The 20,164-nt window shown below is 62.5% G+C and carries 11 protein-coding genes and 1 pseudogene; 8 read left to right on the top strand and 4 right to left on the bottom strand.

Annotation, left to right across the window (positions count from 1 at the left end):
* Positions 1-42 precede the first annotated feature (42 nt).
* The 4 genes from V5E97_RS31825 (at position 43) to V5E97_RS31810 (ending at position 6,577) form a co-directional block, all read left to right on the top strand.
* The gene (locus V5E97_RS31825; protein ID WP_406695573.1) at positions 43-2,196 is read left to right on the top strand and encodes a peptidase associated/transthyretin-like domain-containing protein; all 2,154 of its coding nucleotides are present in this window, start codon (positions 43-45) and stop codon (positions 2,194-2,196) included.
* Positions 2,197-2,377: 181 nt separating this feature from the next.
* The gene (locus V5E97_RS31820) at positions 2,378-3,106 is read left to right on the top strand and encodes an SGNH/GDSL hydrolase family protein (RefSeq protein WP_406695572.1); all 729 of its coding nucleotides are present in this window, start codon (positions 2,378-2,380) and stop codon (positions 3,104-3,106) included.
* Positions 3,107-3,325: 219 nt separating this feature from the next.
* Positions 3,326-5,932 (top strand): alkaline phosphatase family protein, encoded by a 2,607-nt coding sequence (locus V5E97_RS31815; RefSeq protein WP_406695571.1) that lies wholly within the window; start codon positions 3,326-3,328, stop codon positions 5,930-5,932.
* An 87-nt stretch (positions 5,933-6,019) separates the two neighbouring features.
* On the top strand, positions 6,020-6,577 hold the full coding sequence (locus V5E97_RS31810) for an MgtC/SapB family protein (RefSeq protein WP_406695570.1): 558 nt from the start codon (positions 6,020-6,022) through the stop codon (positions 6,575-6,577).
* A gap of 181 nt (positions 6,578-6,758) precedes the next feature.
* Here the strand turns inward: V5E97_RS31810 and V5E97_RS31805 are convergent, their stop codons facing one another.
* The 4 genes from V5E97_RS31805 to V5E97_RS31790 form a co-directional block, all read right to left on the bottom strand.
* Entirely contained in the window at positions 6,759-7,874 is a 1,116-nt protein-coding gene (locus tag V5E97_RS31805) for an endo-1,4-beta-xylanase (protein WP_406695569.1), read from the bottom strand.
* A 170-nt stretch (positions 7,875-8,044) separates the two neighbouring features.
* Positions 8,045-9,499 carry a family 43 glycosylhydrolase gene (locus tag V5E97_RS31800; RefSeq protein ID WP_406695568.1) on the bottom strand — a complete coding sequence of 485 codons (1,455 nt, stop codon included), beginning with the start codon at positions 9,497-9,499 and terminating at the stop codon, positions 8,045-8,047.
* 220 nt (positions 9,500-9,719) lie between these two features.
* Positions 9,720-11,027, bottom strand: coding sequence for a Gfo/Idh/MocA family oxidoreductase (locus V5E97_RS31795; RefSeq protein ID WP_406695567.1), 1,308 nt, complete (start codon positions 11,025-11,027; stop codon positions 9,720-9,722).
* 336 nt (positions 11,028-11,363) lie between these two features.
* Entirely contained in the window at positions 11,364-12,383 is a 1,020-nt protein-coding gene (locus tag V5E97_RS31790; protein ID WP_406695566.1) for a sigma-70 family RNA polymerase sigma factor, read from the bottom strand.
* Positions 12,384-12,580: 197 nt separating this feature from the next.
* On the opposite strand from V5E97_RS31790, the gene V5E97_RS31785 reads away from it, so the two are divergent.
* The 4 genes and pseudogenes from V5E97_RS31785 (at position 12,581) to V5E97_RS31770 (ending at position 20,096) form a co-directional block, all read left to right on the top strand.
* Positions 12,581-13,375, top strand: a complete 795-nt coding sequence (locus tag V5E97_RS31785) for an amidohydrolase family protein (RefSeq protein ID WP_406695565.1) — start codon at positions 12,581-12,583, stop codon at positions 13,373-13,375.
* Between the two features lie 76 nt (positions 13,376-13,451).
* A complete protein-coding gene (locus V5E97_RS31780) occupies positions 13,452-14,408 on the top strand; it encodes an amidohydrolase family protein (protein WP_406695564.1) in 957 nt (318 codons plus the stop codon).
* A gap of 302 nt (positions 14,409-14,710) precedes the next feature.
* Positions 14,711-16,055, top strand: a pseudogene (locus V5E97_RS31775) (Gfo/Idh/MocA family oxidoreductase).
* Positions 16,056-16,220: 165 nt separating this feature from the next.
* Positions 16,221-20,096 (top strand): DUF7133 domain-containing protein, encoded by a 3,876-nt coding sequence (locus V5E97_RS31770; RefSeq protein ID WP_406695563.1) that lies wholly within the window; start codon positions 16,221-16,223, stop codon positions 20,094-20,096.
* The last annotated feature ends 68 nt before the right edge of the window (positions 20,097-20,164 follow it).

Raw genomic sequence — 20,164 nt, 5'->3', positions numbered from 1 at the left:
CCGATCTCTGGACCGATCCGGATGTGAGCGAGGACCCCACCAATGACGTCGATACGAGTCGCAGCGCAAGCCCGGCCGATCCAAGTCCTGAGCGCCGGTTCGATCCTCTTGATCCTGATCGCAGGCCTGGCCGTTGGCCTCGGTCGACCGGCGAAATCAGGGAATGATCGCCTCCTCGCTTCGCTGACTGACGCGCCGGTCCCACCCCTGGCGGAAGACTCGAGCGCCGTCCCGGAGATGCTGGCGATCGTCGGACGCGTCCTCGATGCTAAGGGGGAACCCATCCCCGGCGCACGTCTTTATTCTGGGGTTTCGCCGCCCGGCGAGGATCGCCCCTCCTCGGTTCGCGCGACGACCGGACCTGACGGCCGGTTCCACTTCCCCCTCGCTCGATCCGAACTCGCCGCATCCCGTTCGGCCGGAGCGGGCGAACAAGGTCCACTGGTGGCGGCGTTTGCCGACGGCTACGGGCCCGCCTGGTCGGCGGATCTCAAAATCGGCGAGCCTGACGGTCTCCTTTTCACGCTCCCCCCGGATGATGTGCCAGTGACCGGCCGGTTGATCGACCTCGAAGGGCAGCCTGTGGCAGGCGTCAGCGTGAGAGTGCTCCAACTCGCCGCTACCCCTGAAGAGGACCTTTCCTCCTGGCTCAAGGACGTCGCGGCGGGCCTGCCCGGTTACCGCGCATTCAGCCACTTGTACTTGTCGAGGCCGATGGAGGCGGGGCTGACAAGCCTGATCCGTCCCGCATCGACCGGCCTCGATGGCCAATTTCGGCTCACCGGCTTGGGCCGGGAACGCCTCGGCACATTGCTGATCCAGGGCCCGAAAACCGCGACGCGTATCCTCAACGTCATCACCCGCCCCGGCGCATCGGTCTCGGTCCGGGTCAGCGACCCAACTCCCGGGGAACCTTCAAATCGCACGCACTCGATCCACTCATCAAATTTCGTGGAAGTGATTGCACCAAGTCGGCCCGTTGAAGGGATCGTCCGAGACCGCGATACGAACCGTCCCTTGCCGGGTGTCCGCGTTCGGAACGTCGTGGGATTCGGGAACACTGATTCGGATATCCTTGACTCGTTGACGGACTGGCCAGGAACGTTCACCCGGACGACAACGAACGAACAAGGGCAGTATCGGCTCGAGGGCCTCCCCATCCGTGAGACGGTGACACTGCGGGCCGACCCGGCCGACGGACAGCCTTATCACCCGGGCTCCCGCGAATTCGCCAACCGGCCGGGGGCGGGATCGACCTCGATCGACTTCGCCCTGACCCCGGGGGTCTTGGTCCGAGGTCGCGCCACTGACCGGGCGACCGGAGCTCCGGTGGCGGCCTTGATCGAGTACCAACCCACCGTGGAGAACGAGAAGGCCGTCCGGTCTCGGGAACTGGCTCCCGCCGAGGCCCGTCCCACGGATCGCGACGGCCGCTATGCCCTGGTCACGTTCCCAGGACCGGGGTTGATCACGGCCAAGGCCTTGGGGGACCGATTCCTGCACGCCGATCTGGTGGCGACTGGCGAGTCGGAAGACAGACCCACGTTCCCCAACGTGAACGAAGCGACTTCACCCTCCCGATGCCATGCCTTCGCCACTATCGACCCGGCGGCCTTGACCGATGCGGGGACCTGCGACCTGGCACTCACGGCCGGTCCTGAGCCGCTGGTCACGATTCTCGGCCCCGACGGCCAGCCACTTGCCGGATCGCAGGCCAGCGGCCTCTCCTCCGGCGACCTCGCGCGGCAAGGGTGGTGGCAGTCGCGTGTGAAGGCCCGGTTTCCCGTGACAGGTCTGACCGATCGACGCATCCGGGTCGTCCTTTTTCAGCACATGAACCAACACCTCGCCGGCTCCCTGGCCGTCCGCGACTCTGAAGCCGGTCCCCTCGTCGTTCAGCTCCGCCCGTGGGGCGCCGTCTCAGGACGCCTGGTGGATAGTCACGGTCGACCGCGGCCGGACATCCTACTCTCCTATCGAGGGTCTCCGAACGTCCATCGATCCGCGAGTCTCCCCCCTCACGACGCGCGGACCGACCGTGATGGGCGATTCTCGTTGACCGGCCTCGTTCCCGGCCAGGAATATGTCCTCAGGATCGCCGACGAAAAGGGAACGGGACCGAAAGTTGGCGATTCCGTGAACCTCGAGCCGGGGGAAACGACAGTTCTCGGAGACGTGCGCGAGGTGAGCCCATGACCTGATTTGCTTTCCTGTGCGCACGGGAACGCTTCACCAGCGGGCGTTGAGTGCCACGTGGGCTTGTTGTGGTTGCTCGACATCGCACGATAATCGTTGTATTGTGCTCTCGCGGGAGTGGCGATGACTGGCTCGACTTCCAGCACGTGTCGCCGTCTCCATCGTGCCACGAGCCAACACGATGATTCACCCGACCACCCACAAACCCATCCTTTTTTTCTTACTCCTTCTCGTGATCCTGCCCTTGAGGATGGATGCCGCGGAGCCAGCGCCCCGTGTCCTCTTGCTGGGCGACTCGATCACCAAGGGGGTGCGCCCCGGCGTCGCCCACGACCAAACCTTCGGCGGTCAGCTCGAGTCGACGCTCAAGGCTCGTGGCTTCGACTCCTCGATCATCAACGTGGGGATCGGTGGAGAACGGACCGACCAGGCACTCAAGCGGCTCGATGTGGTTCTCACAACGAACCGACCCGACGTCGTCCTGATGATGTACGGCACCAACGACAGCTACGTCGACATCGGCAAGGGCGCCAGTCGACTCACGGTCGATCAGTATCGAAACAACCTCCTCGAGCTGATCGCACGAATCGAACGGGACGGAGCCAAAACCGTCCTCATGACTCCGCCGCGGTGGGCCGACGACGCCCAACCGAATGGGCTCGGTGAGAATCCGAACCTCCGCCTGGAGCCCTTCGTTGCAGTGGTCCGAACGATCGCTCGCGAGCGCAAGCTGCCGCTCGTCGACCACTACGCGGCCTGGTCCGCCGCCCGCCAAGACGGGGTCTCACTGATGAAGTGGACCACAGACGGCTGCCACCCGAACCCGGCAGGACATCAAGTCATCACCGAGGAGATTCTTCGCGTCGTGCAGCCGCTTCTGGCGTCTCGGCGGAGTGGGAACACCCGCTGAATCGGCCGCATCCCTTCGCGCTGTGCGATTTTTCGCCGGGCGTGGATTTGCGGGAACCGCGAGTGCTCTCCGCCCCCCTCCTTGATGCGTCGGGAAGACGGTCTCCCAGCGCTCAGATCACGGCTTGAATCCTCAGGAAAATCTGGGGCCAAGCCTCATCGAACAGTTTCATTGATGCGTCAACTTCCGCTCGTTGTCACTCCTGTGAGATGAACTACCATGCCGCTTCCTCCCCGACGGCTCCTCACACTCTTCGTCCTCACTCTCATCGCAACCTCGAGTTCTCGGGCCGATGAACGCGACAGGCTCAAGGTCGGTCGCCAACCGGATGGGCGGATCGTCGTCCCGACCAACCAGATTCTTAATCCGGCGGGAATTCAGGTCCTCTTTCCAGGCCGGCCGGTCGACCTGGCGCTGATCGACGACGGGCGGACCCTGGTCGTCAAGAATCTCAAAGATCTGATTTTTGTGGATTCCTCGACCGGTAAGATCCGGCAGACGCTCACGTCACGCGCGGGGTTCAGCGTCACCGGCCTACTCGTCGAAGAGGGGCGAGTCTATGCAACTGACGCCAAAGACGAGGTCCAAATCGCGGCCCGAATGAACGGTGACGAGTATTCATGGATCAAGTCGGTGAAGTTGAAGAAACCAGCCGTCAAAGGCGCAGCGCACCCTGCCGGGATCGCCCGACTCTCGGACAAGGCGATCTGGGTGACATCCACGCGAGGCAATACCGTTCAACTCGTCAACCTCGCCAGCGGCAAGGTGGAGCAGAACATCCAGGTCGGTGTGGCTCCTTATACGGTCTGCTGCGTCAGTCCTGATCTGTGCTACGTCACGAACTGGGGGGGCAACCCTCCGAAAGAGGGCGATCCGCAGGCCGACAGTTCCGGCACACCGGCACGCGTCGATAGCCGCGGGATCGCCGATCATGGAACCGTCTCCGTCGTGAAAAGAACGGACGGAGTGTGGCGGCAAGTCAGGTCGATCGACGTCGGCCTTCATCCCTCGGGCATGATCTCCGACCCCGCTGGTCGCTTCGTCTACGTGGCCAACGCCAACAGCGACACAGTCTCTGTGATTCGGACCGAGACCGACGAGGTTGTCGAGACGATCTCCTGCCGGCCCGAAGGCCGTTTGCCGTTCGGCAGTGGTTGCAACGCGTTGGCCCTCAGTCCGAACGGTGAAACGCTCTACGTCGCCAACGGCACCAATAATTGCATCGCCGTGGTTCGACTCGGCGCCAGGTCATCGTCCTCGAAATCCAACCCCCCGCAATCACAGGACAGCCGGCTCTCGGGCCTGATTCCGACCGGCTGGTATCCCGGCGCGGTGCTCGTGTCGAACGATGGAAAGACGCTCTTCGTCGCCAACATCAAGGGAGTGGGCTCACTCAGTCGGCTCAAGGGGAACGAGCGTGAGCCCCGGCCCGAAAAGGAAGGGATGAACTCGCACGACTACCTCGGCAGCGTTTCGATCATCCCGGTGCCCGACGACGAGCAGCTCGCCAAGCAGACCGCCGAGGTCAACACCAACAACCGCCTGGCTTATAGCCTGACTGGCCTGGAAAAGGCGCGGCCGGATGTGGCGGCGGTGCCCGTTCCCCAACGACACGGCGAACCGTCCGTCTTCAAGCACGTGATCTATGTGATCAAGGAAAATCGCACCTATGATCAGGTCTTCGGCGACATGGCTGAAGGCAACGGCGATCCGAACCTGGTCATGTTCGGCGAGGACGTGACGCCGAACCACCACAAGTTGGCCCGTGAGTTCACCCTGTTCGACAACTTCTATTGCAGCGGCGTACTGAGCGCAGACGGCCACCAGTGGGTGAATGAAGCGTACGTGACCGACTATCTGGAAAAGGCCTTCGGGGGCTTCACCCGGAGTTATCCCTACGAGGGGAGCGACCCGCTCGCCTTCGCCTCCAGCGGCTTCTTGTGGGACAACGCGCTCGAACGCAAGAAAACGTTTTTCAACTTCGGTGAGTTCGTCAAGGGAAGCGCTCCGAAAGGCGCCACCTGGGCGGACATGTACGAAGAGTTCAAGACGAATGCCGGCAAGTTCAAGGTCGAGGCCAAGGTGAATGTCAAATCGCTCGAACCTTACTCTCACCCCGCCTATCCCGGCTTCGTCATGTCGATTCCCGACGTCTACCGAGCGAAACTCTTCATCAAAGAATTGGCCGAATACGAGCGCAAAGGGGAATTCCCGAACCTCGTGTACCTCTTTCTTCCCTGCGATCACACGAGCGGAACCCGACCCGGCTCACCGACCCCTCGGGCGATGGTTGCGGACAACGACCTGGCACTCGGTCAGGTTGTCGAGGCCGTGAGCAAGAGCCAGTTCTGGAAGGACACCTGCTTCTTCATCGTCGAGGATGACCCGCAAGCCGGCTTCGACCACGTCGACTCCCACCGCACGGTCGCCCTGGTCATCAGCCCCTACACCAAGCGCAAGTATGTCGACTCGACGAGCTATAACCAGACGGGCATGGTCAAGACGATCGAACTGATCCTCGGGCTCCCCCCGATGAATCAGCTCGATCTCTCGGCCACCGCCATGCGGGACTGCTTTCAGGCCAAGCCGGACCTGACCCCTTATACCTTGACTCCCAACCGAATCGAGCTCGACGAGATGAATCCTCCACTCGCCAAGCTGACAGGCCAAGCCCTGCACTGGGCCAAGGAATCGCTGGCCTTGGACCTCGACGAAGCGGACGAAGCTGATGAAAATACATTCAACCGTATTCTCTGGTACGCAGCGCGAGGCGAAAGTGCCCCCTATCCGGCGAAATTCGTAGGAACCGAGCAGGAAACGCCATGACGCGGTTGGCTGACCGCCGGCTTACGAATTTCGGAGGCGGCACATTTCGCTCGGCTCGCGACGACGATTCATGAGGGGTTCGGCACGATGAGTTGGTGGCAGGCGCTGGTCCATGATTTTTCGGATTTGCAGGAATTCGCTCAGGCCCTCCAGATGGGCGTCCGCCTGCTGGTCGCGGCCATTTTAGGCGGCGTACTGGGGTTCGAGCGACAGCGGTCGGGTAAGGCGGCGGGGCTGCGCACGCACATGCTCGTGGCCCTCGGAGCGGCCCTCTTCGTCTTGATCGCGCAGCAAGTGGGAACGAGTATGTCCGACATGAGCCGCGTCATCCAAGGGATCGCAACCGGCATCGGATTCATCGGAGGCGGGGCGATCCTGAAGCAGGCCGATCAGCATGAGATCAAGGGACTGACCACGGCCGCCGGTCTCTGGTTGACCGCGGCCGTGGGTGTCGCGGCCGGCATCGGACGCGAAGCCACGGCCATTCTGGGAACGGTCCTGGCCTTGATCATCCTGTCCAGTCTCCAAGGAGTCTCGCACGTGCTCGGCGACAGCCCCGATCCCAGCAATCACGATGACGGAGAAGCTCATCCCACGAATCAAAAAACAAGGAGGCGACGACGTCGAAAATCCAGCTCGGCGTAACCAGTCCGGGCATCACGGAGAGAAGGCGACCACGCCTGGATCTGGGACAAGTGGCGGATCGTCGGCAATGAAACGGCGAGCGGATCGATGCCAAGACGGTGTGCTCTCAGTTGAGAACCCACCGCCAGGGCAACGACCCGCTCGCCAACTTGTCTCGGAGATCAAGCCGGGACGGCCTCGATCATTTGGTCCGGTTCAAATTCTTGAGGAAGTCCACTTCCTTGGCGATGTAAGGCGAACCATCACCACGAAGGATCTCGTGGAACCAGACGGGGGGCTCTCCCGTGTATTCGCGGGTCCAGGAGTCCCAGGGGTATTGCGTCTGGGTCTTCCCAGCCACAAAGCCCCAATTGTACGCGGCGATTTTCTGTTCCTTGAGATAGGGGAGAATCCCCTCGAACGTGCTTCCGTTGGGGCGGGCCATGTACTCGGTGCAGAGCAGGGGCCGGCCGTAGCGCTGAAGTGACTCAACCCGCTTCTTCAAGACGGGCAACGGATCATAGCTGTGGAAGCTGATCACGTCGGAGGACTCGAGCTGGAACCGGGCAATGGGAGACATCTTCTCTTCTGACCAATCCCCTTGCCAGACACCTGAGGTCAAAGGCTGCGTCGGGTCGACCGCGCGGGCCCACTCAAACGCCTTGCGGGTCAGCCTCAGCCCAAGCTCCGCCTTATCCTTGGGCTCCTTCGTGCCGTAGCTCGACTTGTTGGGATTGTCAGGTTCGTTGATCAGGTCCCACGCATGGATTCGGGAATCGTTCTTGAAGTGGGAGATGACCCCTTTGACGTAGCTTTCGAGCTGATCGACCCGGGCGGGATCCTTGAGAACCTCGAGGCCCGGGCTCTGCACCCAGCCCGAGTTGTGAACGTGGGGGCGAGGAGCACGTTGCTTGCCCGCACGCGGAAATGGATCCCAGACGCTGTCGAACGGGACAAAGACCACGCCGATCTTGTGCTTCGCCGCGACGACGAGGAATTGCTCCATCCGCTTGAGCAAACCTTCACGGTCCTGCTCCCAGAGCAGGTCGTGGAGAAAGACCCGGACGCTGTTGAAACCAAGGTCCTGGGCCCATCCCAGCTCGCGATCGATCGTCGCGAGGTCGAAGGTATCGGCCTGCCACATCTCGAGTTGATTGATCGCGGTTTGGGGTGCGTAGTTGCAGCCGACGAGCCAGCCATGCTGGCGCTGCCATGCGTTGGCCTTCTCAACAGACCAACGCTCACCCGCCTGCGCGGGGGACGCGACCAGTGCCATGACGAGCGTCGCGGCAAGAAACAAAGGGAGGCGGAATCGCATGGAGAGAGATCCTCGTAAAGATACACAAGGTGCCACGGCTGACACGGAGTCAGGAGAAGAACGACCGCACAGACGTCCCGACGAGCGCGGTTTGGGCACTCGCGGAGGAGCGACCGTCTGAGCAAGATCGCCGCGGTTGACGGTCGCCCGTTCGGGGCGACAGAAGTTCGTTATTTGAGAATCAATACGGACCGACGCGTCGTGTTCCGCTTCTCGACGGGGGTGACGTCGATGCAGTCAACCTCGGCCGTCCGCTCGCCCCGGCTCAGCCGAATGCGATTCGGTCCTGCCTTCAGAGAGACGGAGATGAATGCATTCGACCAGTCGTCAGGTCCCGTAAAATGGTACGAAACGCCGTGGGGAGCGCCGTCATCGACCGTCAGGGTTTGGGTCGCCGTGCCACGTCGTTCCGATGCGTTGAGGTAGCGAATGGAAACGACGTAGGCCCCCGCCTCCTTGACCGTGGCCACGAGGGTGAGCGAACTGTCGCCGGCCCCAGAGAGCTGGACCTTGGCACCGCGAGACGCGCTGGTCTGGCGCGCGATGCGCGCGGAACCGGCCAGCGAGGCCGCTTCGGCCTCATAGCGTTGGCGGGCAGGTTCCCCCCCAGGGATCCTGATCGGGCGATCGGGCGGGGCAGGGGACCCAAACTGGGGAAGTCCGCCCGCATCCCACGAGAATGGCTGAGCACGGATCAGCCGCTTCCATCCCGCCCCCTGGTGCCGCGCCGAGTGGTAGACGATCCAATCTTCCCGCCCATCCGGAGACTTGGTGAACGAGCAATGCCCCGGCCCATAGACTCCATGTGCGGTTTCGAACACAGGGCTGTCGTGCTTCTTCCACGACGCGGGCGTGAGGAGATCGCTGTCGATCGCGGCGGTAAGCCGGCCCAGGCAATACGCATCGGTCCAGCTTCCACTGGCCGAATAGATGAGATGAATGAGCCGGTCTTTGACCAGGACCTGAGGTCCCTCGTTGACCGCGGGGGGCCCCCCCTGGATTTCCCAAGGATGGGTCGGCCGGGAAATCTCGACCCGTGGCCCGGACAGGGTCCAGGGATCGCTCATCGGCGCGATGTAGAGATTCTGCCGGAGATCTTCGGCACCCTCCCAGCCCGACCAGACGAAGAAGAGCTTCTCACCGACCTTGAGCACGGTGCCATCGATCGCCCAACGATCGTGATTCGGATCGACGATTTGTGACTTGAAAACAAACTTGCCTTCGAATGGGTCGTCCGCCTGATTTTCGAGAACGTACATGCGATGGTTCGCATTGTCCCCGTGATCAGCCGCGACGTAGATGTACCACGCCTTCCCCAGCCGGTGGAGCTCGGGGGCCCAGAGATTCTTGTCGACCGGCGTCCCGGGCGAAGAGCTCCAGACCACCTTTCGCTCCCCCGCCCCCAGATTGGAAAGCGAGCGTGACCGAGAAAGCGTGATGTTTCCGCCCGTCGTCACCGCAGCGTAGTACTGGCCCTCATGGAACCAGAGCCAAGGGTCGGCCCCCTCCGGCGCGATGACGTTATAGAAGTCGACGACCTCCTCACCCGTGGCCCTTTTCTCCAGGGCCAAAACATTCACGAAGAGCAGGCAGGCGGCAAGACGGAGGGAGAAGCCTCCCGGCATGGTCGAACGCTCCGGCGACGGAAATACGAGAGTCGAAAATCGACGGATGAGTCCCAGGCCTTATCGACCAGAACGACGTTCCGACAATACGGCAAGGCCGGATCCAATCGCTCTTGTAGGAGGGCAAGGCCCACCACAAACCGGGTTCTTGATAACCCCATAAGATGGTGGGTCACACCCACCCTACAAGCGAAGCAAATGCCCCGGCGACTCAGGTCGATCAGACCTCGTTGGGTACCACATACGGGGGACGATAGTTGCGCGTCAGCATGGCATCGGCCTCGCTGTCACCGATGAACTTCTCGGCCACCGGATCGAAATTGAGCCGACGACCGACGCGGTAGGCGATGTTGCCGAGGTGAGCCAGGCCCGAGCTGTAGTGCGCCGTCTCAACCGGAGCATGGAGTGACTTGACGTCGCGACTGCGGACCGCGTCGATGAAGTTGGCGAAGTGCTTGGCGACGGGATCACCGTCTGAGCCCTTGGGACCAATCTCTTTGCCATGGCGGCCGAGGAACGACTCGTACTGGTTATAACCTTTGATGACGAGGTAGCCCTCCGAGCCATAGAAGATGTTCCCGACCCCGGCGCCGGCTTCGGGGTTCGTGGCCCAGGGACGGACCTCGAACTCGATCATCTGGTTCTGCTCGGGGAACATGTAGCTGCTGGAGAGCAATTCGGGGGTCTCTTTATCATCGTCCCAGAGGAACTTCCCTCCCATGGCGACGATCGACGAGGGGAGCGTTTCCAGGCCAAGCCCCCAGAGACACATGTCGGTCTCGTGAACCCCTTGGTTGCCGACGTCACCGTTGCCGTAGTTCCAGTGCCAGTGCCAGTTGTAGTGGACGATCCGCTTGGAGAACTCTCGCTCCTGAGCCGGGCCTTGCCAGAGATCCCAGTTCAGAGTCGCCGGCGCCTTGTCCGGGTCCTTCGCGTGGCCAATCGAGGCCCGGTCACGATAAACGAGCCCTCGGGCCATGTAGACCTTGCCGATCAGCCCCTTCCGCAGATGATCGACGGCCTCGCGCACGGCCTCGGAACTGCGCAGTTGCACCCCATGCTGGACGACCCGCTCATACTTCTTGGCCGCGTCGACCATCTTTCGGCCTTCGAACACATTGTGGCTGCCAGGCTTCTCGACATAGACATCCTTGCCGGCCTGACAGGCCCAGATCGTCGCCAGCGAATGCCAGTGATTCGGCGTCGCCACGCTCACGACATCAATATCTTTGCGGTCGTAAACCTTGCGAAGGTCGCTCACCCCTTCGGGCCGATAGCCGTGCGTCTTCTCGAACTGATTGAGTCGCTCATCGAGGACTTTTTGATCGGGGTCGCAAAGCACGGCCACTTTGACCCCTTTGGTCCCCGTGAAGCCCTCAATGTGAGTCTTGCCCCGACCATTGACGCCCAAGACCGCGGCGCGGATGGTCTCGTTCGGCCCCTCGGCCGAGGCTCTGGCGGCCAGGCTCGCCGTGGCCACGGTACCGGCGGCCGCGGAAAGAAAAGTCCTGCGGTTCAGCTCGGACATGATCGAAGCCCTTTCGTGATCTCGCAAGAGGACCAAGGACGGAGGGATCGTCCCCCAGAGGGGGAAGAGCAGACAATCCGCCGGGAGCCTTCGACCATCGGAAACGAGGCGCAAGTCGAGCCGTGGCGGACGACCCGAATGTCCCAAGTTCGCACGGATGAGGTCGACAGGAGCGGAGTCGATCTTCACCGGCCAGTTTAGCGCTGGGGCGACCGCGCGACAACGGGGTACCGCGAGCCGATCCCCCCGAGGGAACGAGCGGCGCACGATGACAACGCGCCCCCTCCGCTTAGCCCGGAGCTTGATTCCAGATCAAGGGCCGGCGGATTCCCACGCTCAATCAAGTCGGAAGGCCACGTGACACTGAATGCAGCGTTGGTTCAACTGGCGGGCCGCCGCCACAACGTCGGACGAATCGCCGCGCTCAACCGCTTCGGCCATCTCGTTGGCAGACTGACGCATCCCGGCAGTGTACAGGACCCACTTCGCGCGGTCTGTCCCCGGATCAAACTTCTCGATTCGCTCGGCGATCGTGGCCGAGCGCCGGGCGACCACCATGGCGTCAAGCAACGAAGGAACCGGCTCGTCAGACCGGCTAAGCGTGGCCAGGAGACGCTGTAAGTCCTCGCCCCCCTCCTCATGCGTCTTGAACGGCTCCATCGCCTCACGAACCATCACGAAGGCATTCCCTCCCTCCCGGGGAGAGACTCGCAAGGCCCTGAGAGAGACCGTCACGGTCAAGACAAGGAGTAGGCCGAGCCATAAACCCCGGCTCGCTAACCGCTGCCGAAGTATCGTTCGGGCCCGCTCCAGCCGCCGCGACATCGAACCGGAGGGCCAACCCAACTGCTGCGCAGCTTCCTCGTTGGTCAGCCCTTCCAGGTAACAGAGCACCATCGGAGCACGATACTTCTCGGGCAGGCAGGACAATTCCTCATCAAGCACCCGCCGCAGCTCGCGACGGGCGATCTCGGCAAACGGGTCGGCCTGGGGGTGGCACTCCTCCGGAAACGAGGCATAACCCAGGTCTGCCCCGGCCGGCACCAAGGCCGCCACGGGCAGCTCATGGCGCGAGCGACGCGAAACACCGGCACGCGCGTTCAATGACAGCCGATGGGCCACCGCGCAGAGCCAAGCCCCCACCGACTCTCGCCAGGGGATGTCGCCCGCCTTGCGTGCCAGGACCAGGAACGTGGCCTGAGAAACCTCTTCGGCATCATGCTCGTTGCGGAGGATCCGCCGGCAGGCACCGAGGACGCGAGGCCCGTGCCGCTGCACCAACGTCGCGAACGCATCTTCCTCGCGAGAGGTGACAAAGCGTTCCAGTAAGCTTGCGTCGCTGAGTTGGTTGAGCATCCGCCCCACACGTGCCTTCAGAGGGAACCTATTCCTCTCATTCTACTCTTCTATTGCTCCCAATCCGCCTCCCAAATGCAAATTTTTTTCTCACGCTCGATCGAAACAGGCAGCAACTTGACTTTCGGCCGCGCGAGCCGTCATCTAGAGCCGCTCGCAGCTTACAGGCGTTCATGAGGCTCGGGAGGCTCCCGTTGATGCCGGATGTTATCTGGGACTTGCACTGCCATCTGTCGGGAGTGCCCGGCCGCACCCCTCTGGAGCGGATCGAACAGATCTTCCGCTACGCTGACCGAGTCGGGATCGAACGGCTCTGTCTCTACATGGGCATGCCCTGGTCGCAAAACCCAACCCCGGAAAAACTTCGGGTGGAGAACGATCAGGTCTTAGAAGTCCTCAAACACTACCCGGACCGCCTGTTCGGGTTCGTCTACGTGAGCGGCGAGCACGTGAAAGCCAGCCTCGCGGAGATCGATCGCTGCGTGCGCGACGGCCCGATGGTCGGCATCAAGCTCTGGGTCGCCAAGAAGTGCAACGCACCCGAACTCGATCCGATCATCGAGCGAGCCGCTGCGCTCAAGGCCGTGATCTTCCAGCACACCTGGTTCAAAACAGACGGAACCACTTATCCCGGCGAGTCGAGTCCCAACGACCTCGTGGAACTGGCCAAGCGGCATCCTGAAGTCCCCTTGGTCTGCGGCCACACCGGAGGCATCTGGGAACTCGGGATCCGCGCCATCCGCCCTTACAAGTCGATCTCGATCGACCTTGCCGGCTCGGACCCGACCAATGGATTCGTCGAGATGGCGATGCGCGAGCTGGGGGCCGAACGCATCCTCTACGGCAGCGATGCCGGAGGCCGAAGCTTCGCCTCGCAACTGGCCAAGGTCTACGGAGCCAACTTGCCCGACGAGCCCCGGCGGCTGATCCTGGCCGGCAACCTGCGGCGGCAGTTGACGCCCATCCTCGAAGCCAAAGGGATCAAGGTCTGACCCTCTTATGAGCGAGCAAACCCAGATCAACGAGCCTCTGCAACCTCAAATTCCCAGGGGAAAGGATCCGATCGCGATGACGACACGAACCCCGGCTTCCTCCGAACCGGTCGATCGCCGAACCTTTCTCAAAGCAGGCGCGTTGGGGGTGGGAACCTTGGCCGGCGAAGCGCTGGTCGATACTCGTCGGTTGCGGGCGGCCAATGCCGACCCGGCTCCGGTCGCCCCCGTGAACGGCGAGGCACCGAGCCCACTCATTGATGTGAACGTGTCACTCTCGCACTGGCCGTTTCGTCGGCTCCCCGGCGACGAGATCAATGACCTGGTCGCCGAGCTCCGCCGCCAACGGGTCAGCCAGGCCTGGGCCGGTAGTTTCGACGCGATCCTGCACCGCGATCTGGCCGGAGTGAACACGCGGCTCGCCGCCGCCTGCCGGACGCACGGTCAGGGCCTGCTCCTCCCCTTCGGCGCCGTCAATCCGAAGCTGCCCGACTGGGAGGACGATGTCCGCCGCTGCCAGGAGGAACACGGGATGGTGGGCCTTCGCCTGCATCCGAACTATCACGGCTACCAGCTCGACGACCCCGACTTCGTCAAGTTGCTCGACCTGGCCGCAGCACGGAAGCTCATCGTTCAGATTCCTCTGACCATGGAGGACGAACGCACCCAGCACCCGCTCGTACTGGTGAAACACGTCGATCCCACCCCCCTCCTTGAACACGCGAAACGCCTTCCGCACTTGCAACTGGTGCTGCTCAACGCCTTCCGAAGCCTGCGCGGCGAAAAACTCGAGGCGCTGGCGAAGACCGGCAACATCACATTCGACATCGCCATGCTGGAACTCGTCGGCGGGGTCGGCGACCTGCTCCAGAAGATCCCGGTCGACCGTGTTCTCTTTGGTTCCCACGCGCCGTTCTTCTACTTTGAGTCGGCGGCCCTGAAACTCAAGGAGTCCGCACTCGACGCCGATCAACTCCGCGCCATCGGGTCGGGAAACGCGACAAGGGTCCTCGGCCCCCGTTCCTCGACCTAAACCGGCGGGAACATTCGGCTCGATCGAATCCTCCGCCGACGGGCCGCTCTGCTCTGGTCCGAGAGCGCCCTTCACCTTCAACAAGAGGGCAAACTTCGACCGTTGGCCCGTCGCTTTTGTTCGACGACTGTGAAACAATATCGTGAATCACAAACAGGGCAACCCCGTGCCGGGTCCCTTGATTATCAGCGATTTGAGAGTTGGTCGCCTCGCGCGATCGTCGTCAGGCCTGCTTACCGATCAGACGAGAGGGCATTGGCTCTCGCTTGGGTTCGATCCGACGGAATTGGGAGAAGTGTTCCATGATGTCCAAGCCGATTTCTCGTCGTCGCTTTTTGGAGCGATCCGTCGTCGCCGGTGGCGTGGGGGTATTGAGTGCAGCCGGGTGGTCGCGGGTCTACGGAGCCAATGAGCGGCTTCGCGTCGCGGCGATCGGCGTCTGGGGCAAGGGGTGGTCGGATCACGTCGGTTGCCGCCAGTCCTCATGTCGATATCGTCTCGATCTGCGATATCGACGAAGGTCCGGACCGTCTCGGAAGAGCGGCCAAGGAGTACCCCAAAGCGGCCAAGGAATTCGACTGGCGCAAGGTTCTGGATAACGCCCGCAATATCGACGCCGTCATCGTATCCACACCCGATCACATGCATGCGCCAATTTCGCTGGCCGCGATGCAGTTGGGCAAGCATGTTTTCTGTCAGAAGCCCCTCGCCCACACGGTCTTTGAAACCAGGCAGATGCGTCTTGCGGCCACCAAGGCCCGCGTCGTGACGCAGATGGGCAACCAGATCCAGTCGCACTCCGCCTATCGCACGGCCGTCAAGCTCGTCCACGACGGCGTGATCGGCAAGGTCAAGGAGGTCCACTCCTGGCAGAGCGGCCCGTTGATCTGGATGCTGGTCGACGAACGCCCGGCCGGTAGCGACCCGGTCCCCACGAACGTGCACTGGGACGATTGGCTCGGCGTCGCGCCGACCCGGCCGTACAAGGAAAAAATCTATCATGACTTCAACTGGCGTGCCTGGCAGGATTTCAGCACGGGGCAGATCGGCGACTTCGCTTGCCACATCCTCGACCCCGTCTTCAAGTCCCTGGAGTTGACGGCTCCGACCACAATCCGAGGCGAAGCGCCTCCGCTCCCGAGCGATCTCTGGGTCCGCCGTTCTAAAGTCCAGTATGAATTCCCGGGGACCGCACGAACCGCGGGCCAAACGCTCAAACTAACGTGGTACGACGGTGAGGGGCACTTCCCCCCGCACGAGGCTCTCGGTCTGAAGGAAGGAACCAAGCTCCCCACCGCGGGTTCGTTGCTGATCGGCGAAAAAGGATCGCTGATCATCCCCCACGTCGCCGCCCCTCGGTTGCTTCCGGAAGACCGGTTCGCGGAATTCAAGATCGAGACCGTGCCCGAGCGCGACCACTATGTCTCCTGGGCCGATGCCTGTCGCGGAGAGGGACAGACCACCTCGAATTTCGACTACTCCGGCCCGTTGACCGAGACCGTGATGCTCGGATCGATCGCGATCCGCAACCCCGAGCAAGAACTGCGCTGGGACGCCGACGCGCTCAAGATTACGAACCACTCCCCGGCGAACGAGATGCTTACGAAGCCGTACCGCAAGGGATGGGAACCCGCCTGGGTCTCCTGAACATCTTCCTCATTTTGAATCTGAGTTAAGGCCTCCCGAGTCCAGCGGACGTTCCGTCCGCTGGACTCAGCACTCGGTAACCTGAGTGAACACGTAGATCGCTCCCGGCAACGTTCCCCCAAGAGCCAGTCCCCCCCGGTCCTCGACGCATCACCGGAGACTCAGATGCCTCAGCCTTGGATATGCATCAGGCGATTGCTTTTTGCGTGGGTTGGGATGGCCTTGGTCGGCTTCGGTTCCGCCACTCGCGCGGCTGAGCCGGCTCCGGTTCCTCACCTCGTTTTCCTGATCGGTGAGGAGGGATACCGCACCGGCGAAACGCTGCCTGAGTTCATCCAACGCGAACTGGCATCCCCCGGCTTCCGCACGACAATCATCCGACCCGACCCGAACGACCCCAACCATTTTCCCGGCCTGGACGCATTGAAGAAGGCGGATCTACTCGTGCTGAGCGTGCGGCGTCGCACCCTCCCCGAAGCGGAATTGGCCCTGATCCGCGGCTATCTCGAAGCGGGCAAGCCGTTGGTCGCCCTCCGCACGTCGAGCCATGCCTTTGCCCTGAGTTCGGGTTCGCCCCCGGCGAATCATGCGCAATGGGCCGACTTCGATGTGGCGGTGCTTGGCGGCCGCTATGCGGGCGACCTCCCGAATCAGGCAGGAACCGACGTCTCGATCGCCCCTGGAGCCGAGAAACAGGAACTCCTCGCCGGCCTCCCCTCGGCCTCATTCCACTCAGCCGGATCGCTCTACAAGTCGGTGGATCTCGGATCCAAGACGACCGTGTTGCTCCGGGGCCAGACCGTCGATCAGGGGCAAGCCGTTAGCTACCCGGTCGCATGGACGAATCGGTTCCAGGAGAACTCACGGGTCTTCTACACGTCGCTGGGCCACCCCGATGACTTCAAGCTCCCCGCGTTCAATCGCTTGCTGTCCAACGCCATCCACTGGGCCTTGAACCGGCCGGCGGCCACGAAAAAGGAGAACGCGCGAGACAAGTACAAGGACGGGCTCGCCGCCAACGAGCAGGTCGAGCGAATGATTCGGAGCTTCCAGGGGAAAGGTGTGACCGGCGACGAGTCACTTCCCACATCGCCCGCCGAGACCCTCAAAAAGTTCCAGGTTGCGGACGACCTCGAGCTCCAGCTCCTTGCCTCCGAGCCGGCCATCCGCCAGCCCCTCGACCTGACCTGGGATCAACGCGGACGGCTCTGGGTCGTGCAGTATCTCCAGTATCCGTTCCCGGCCGGCCTCAAGGTCGTCAAGTACGACCAGTATCTCCGCGCGGTGTTCGACAAGGTCCCGCCCCCTCCGCCCCACCATGTGCCCGGGGCCGATAAGGTCACCGTGCTCGAGGATACCGACGGCGATGGTTCCTACGACAAAATCAAAGACGTGCTCACGGGATTAAACATCGTCTCTTCGGTACTGGTGGGCCGCGGTGGCATCTGGGTCCTCAATCCGCCTTACCTGCTCTTTTATCCCGACGCCGACGGTAACGACGTCCCGGATGCCGACCCCACGGTCCACCTCAGCGGGTTCGGCCTGGAAGACACCCATTCGGTGACCAACAATCTCGAGTGGGGGCCCGATGGCTGGATCTACGGCGCCAACGGCAGCACGACCACCGGCACGATCAACTCCGCCGTCACCAAGAACGTCCACTTCAAGGGCCAGATGATCTGGCGCTATCATCCCGAGACGAAGGTCTTCGAGATCTACGCCGAGGGGGGCGGCAACACGTTCAGCCTCGAAATCGACTCGGTCGGCCGGGTCTTCTCGGGCACCAACGGTGGGAACACCCGGGGCATGCATTATGTCCAGGGGGGCTACGCCGAGAAGAACTGGGGCAAGCACGGCCCCTTGACCAACCCCTATGCCTTCGGCTACTACCACCACATGCTCCACGAAGGCTTCCCGGAGCGATTCAGCCAGACGTTCGCGATCTACGAAGGAGGCGCATTTCCCCCTCGATACAATGGCACGGTGATCTCGGCCGACGCGCTCCACAACCGCGTCCTCGCCAGCCGGCTCTTGCGTGACACCTCCACTTATCGCACCGTCGACCTGCCCCCCATCGTGGTGACCAATGACCGTTGGTTCCGGCCCGTCGACCTCGAAGTGGGTCCGGACGGAGCCGTCTACATGGCCGACTGGTACGACAGCCGTTTGAGCCACGTCGACCCTCGGGACAACTGGCACAAGGAAAGCGGACGACTCTACCGGCTGCAGGCGAAGGGAAGCCGGCCGATCGCCCCCTTCAACCTCGCCAAATTGAGCGGCGTGCAACTCGTCGACATGCTGAAACATAGTAACAAGTGGCAGCGTCGGCAAGCCTTGCTCTTACTGGGCGATCGTCACGACGAAACCCTGATTCCTCAACTTCGCAAGCTTGCGGGCGACGACGAGAACCCCCACGCCCTTGACGCCCTCTGGGCACTCAACCTGTCGGGCAAGTTCGACGAGGACGCGGCGACCCGTGCGCTTGGGCATCGCGACCCGAACGTGCGCCGCTGGGCGATCCGCCTGCTGGGTGACGGCAAAGACGTCTCGGACCCAATCGCCGGCAAGCTCACGGCCCTGGCTCAGACCGAGTCCGATCGAGATGTCCGCTCTCAGCTTGCTTCCAGCGCGAAGCGGCTCCCTGCCTCCAAAGGGCTACCGATCGTTCGGGTTCTGCTGGCGCGAACTGAGGACATTGACGACAAGCACATCCCACTGTTGCTCTGGTGGGCCCTCGAAGCCAAGACCGAGTCCGATCGCGAAGCGGTCCGCGCCTTGTTTCAAGACAAGGCGATCTGGCGTTTGCCGATCGTCGATCGCTTCGTCCTCGAACGCTTGATGCAGCGGTACGCGATGGCAGGGGGTCCCGAGAACCTCGAGACCTGCGCTCAACTGCTGGCGATGTCACCAGGACAGGAGCAAACGACCCGACTGATGGTCGGGCTGATGGAGGCGTTCCGCGGCCGCAAAATCAGCGGTTTGCCCCCCGCCTTGGCCGAGGCGTTGGATAAGTACCAGCAGAGTCTCGGCAAGTCCGACCTGGCCCTGGGCTTGAGGCTCGGCAAGGCGGAGTCGGTGGAGCAAGCGATCAAGATCGTGGCTGACGAGCGGGCCGATCGGCCGACCCGGCTGGCCTACATCGAGATCCTCGGCCAGTTGCGCCAGCCCAAGGCGGTTGGAGTGCTCAAGAACTTGCTGGCAACCTCATCATCCCATGCAATTAAGCGTGTCGCCCTGGAAGCGTTGATGAACTACGACGACCCGACCGTCGGCCAGGTCGTCCTGAGACAGTATCACTCGACGCTCCCCGACGAGCAGGCGCTCCGCAGCACGGCCCATCGATTGCTGGCGAGCCGAAAGAACTGGACGGTCGCGCTCCTGAACGAGATCGACGCTTCGACGATCGATCACCGCACGATTCCCATGGACATCGTGCAGCAGATGCGCCTGCATCACGACCCGCAAATTGATCGACGCATCGACACGCTCTGGGGCAAAACCAGAGCCACTCCGGCAGAGACCCAGAAGCTGATCCAGCGGCTTCAGACTCTGGTGCGCGACGGTCGCGGTGATCTGAGCGCCGGCCGCGAGGTGTTCACCAAGAATTGCGCCACTTGCCACAAACTGTTCGGTGAAGGAGGAGACGCCGGGCCCGACCTGACGGGTTACGAACGGACGAATCTCGACTTCCTGCTGCTGGCCATCGCCGACCCGAGCGCGGCGATCCGCGAGGAATTCACGAACTTCGCGGTGTTCACGAACGATGGCAGGACACTCAGCGGCCTGATCCACGACCAGAACACCCGGACCGTCACCCTCCGCGGGGTCGATAACCAAACGACGCTCGTCAACCGCGACGAGATCGAAACGCTCCAGGCGTTGCCGATCTCACTGATGCCCGACGGCCTGATGACCAAGCTCACCGACCCGGAGATCCGCAACCTGTTTGCGTACCTCATGAGTCGAGCGCCCGAGGCGAGCCTGGCCAAGCCACCAGGCGATTCCAAGGCCCAGGTCCCGACCGTGAAATCGGCGAAGTAAATCGGTCTTCCCTGGGACCGCGGACGCCCCGCACGCTCTTGATTGCATTCAAATGCTTGGAATTGAGT

It is taken from the genome of Singulisphaera photorubra (genome assembly GCF_045290345.1).
Classification (GTDB): domain Bacteria; phylum Planctomycetota; class Planctomycetia; order Isosphaerales; family Isosphaeraceae; genus Singulisphaera.
Note: the sequence above shows the minus strand (reverse complement) of the source record. Positions and strands in the feature narration are given on the sequence as shown.

Bases quoted from the DNA above. Each gene is read 5' to 3' on its own strand.
- V5E97_RS31825 (WP_406695573.1), top strand. From the start codon at position 43: ATGACGTCGATACGAGTCGCAGCGCAAGCCCGGCCGATCCAAGTCCTG.
- V5E97_RS31820 (WP_406695572.1), top strand. From the start codon at position 2,378: ATGATTCACCCGACCACCCACAAACCCATCCTTTTTTTCTTACTCCTT.
- V5E97_RS31815 (WP_406695571.1), top strand. From the start codon at position 3,326: ATGCCGCTTCCTCCCCGACGGCTCCTCACACTCTTCGTCCTCACTCTC.
- V5E97_RS31810 (WP_406695570.1), top strand. From the start codon at position 6,020: ATGAGTTGGTGGCAGGCGCTGGTCCATGATTTTTCGGATTTGCAGGAA.
- V5E97_RS31805 (WP_406695569.1), bottom strand. From the start codon at position 7,874: ATGCGATTCCGCCTCCCTTTGTTTCTTGCCGCGACGCTCGTCATGGCA.
- V5E97_RS31800 (WP_406695568.1), bottom strand. From the start codon at position 9,499: ATGCCGGGAGGCTTCTCCCTCCGTCTTGCCGCCTGCCTGCTCTTCGTG.
- V5E97_RS31795 (WP_406695567.1), bottom strand. From the start codon at position 11,027: ATGTCCGAGCTGAACCGCAGGACTTTTCTTTCCGCGGCCGCCGGTACC.
- V5E97_RS31790 (WP_406695566.1), bottom strand. From the start codon at position 12,383: ATGCTCAACCAACTCAGCGACGCAAGCTTACTGGAACGCTTTGTCACC.
- V5E97_RS31785 (WP_406695565.1), top strand. From the start codon at position 12,581: ATGCCGGATGTTATCTGGGACTTGCACTGCCATCTGTCGGGAGTGCCC.
- V5E97_RS31780 (WP_406695564.1), top strand. From the start codon at position 13,452: ATGACGACACGAACCCCGGCTTCCTCCGAACCGGTCGATCGCCGAACC.
- V5E97_RS31770 (WP_406695563.1), top strand. From the start codon at position 16,221: ATGCCTCAGCCTTGGATATGCATCAGGCGATTGCTTTTTGCGTGGGTT.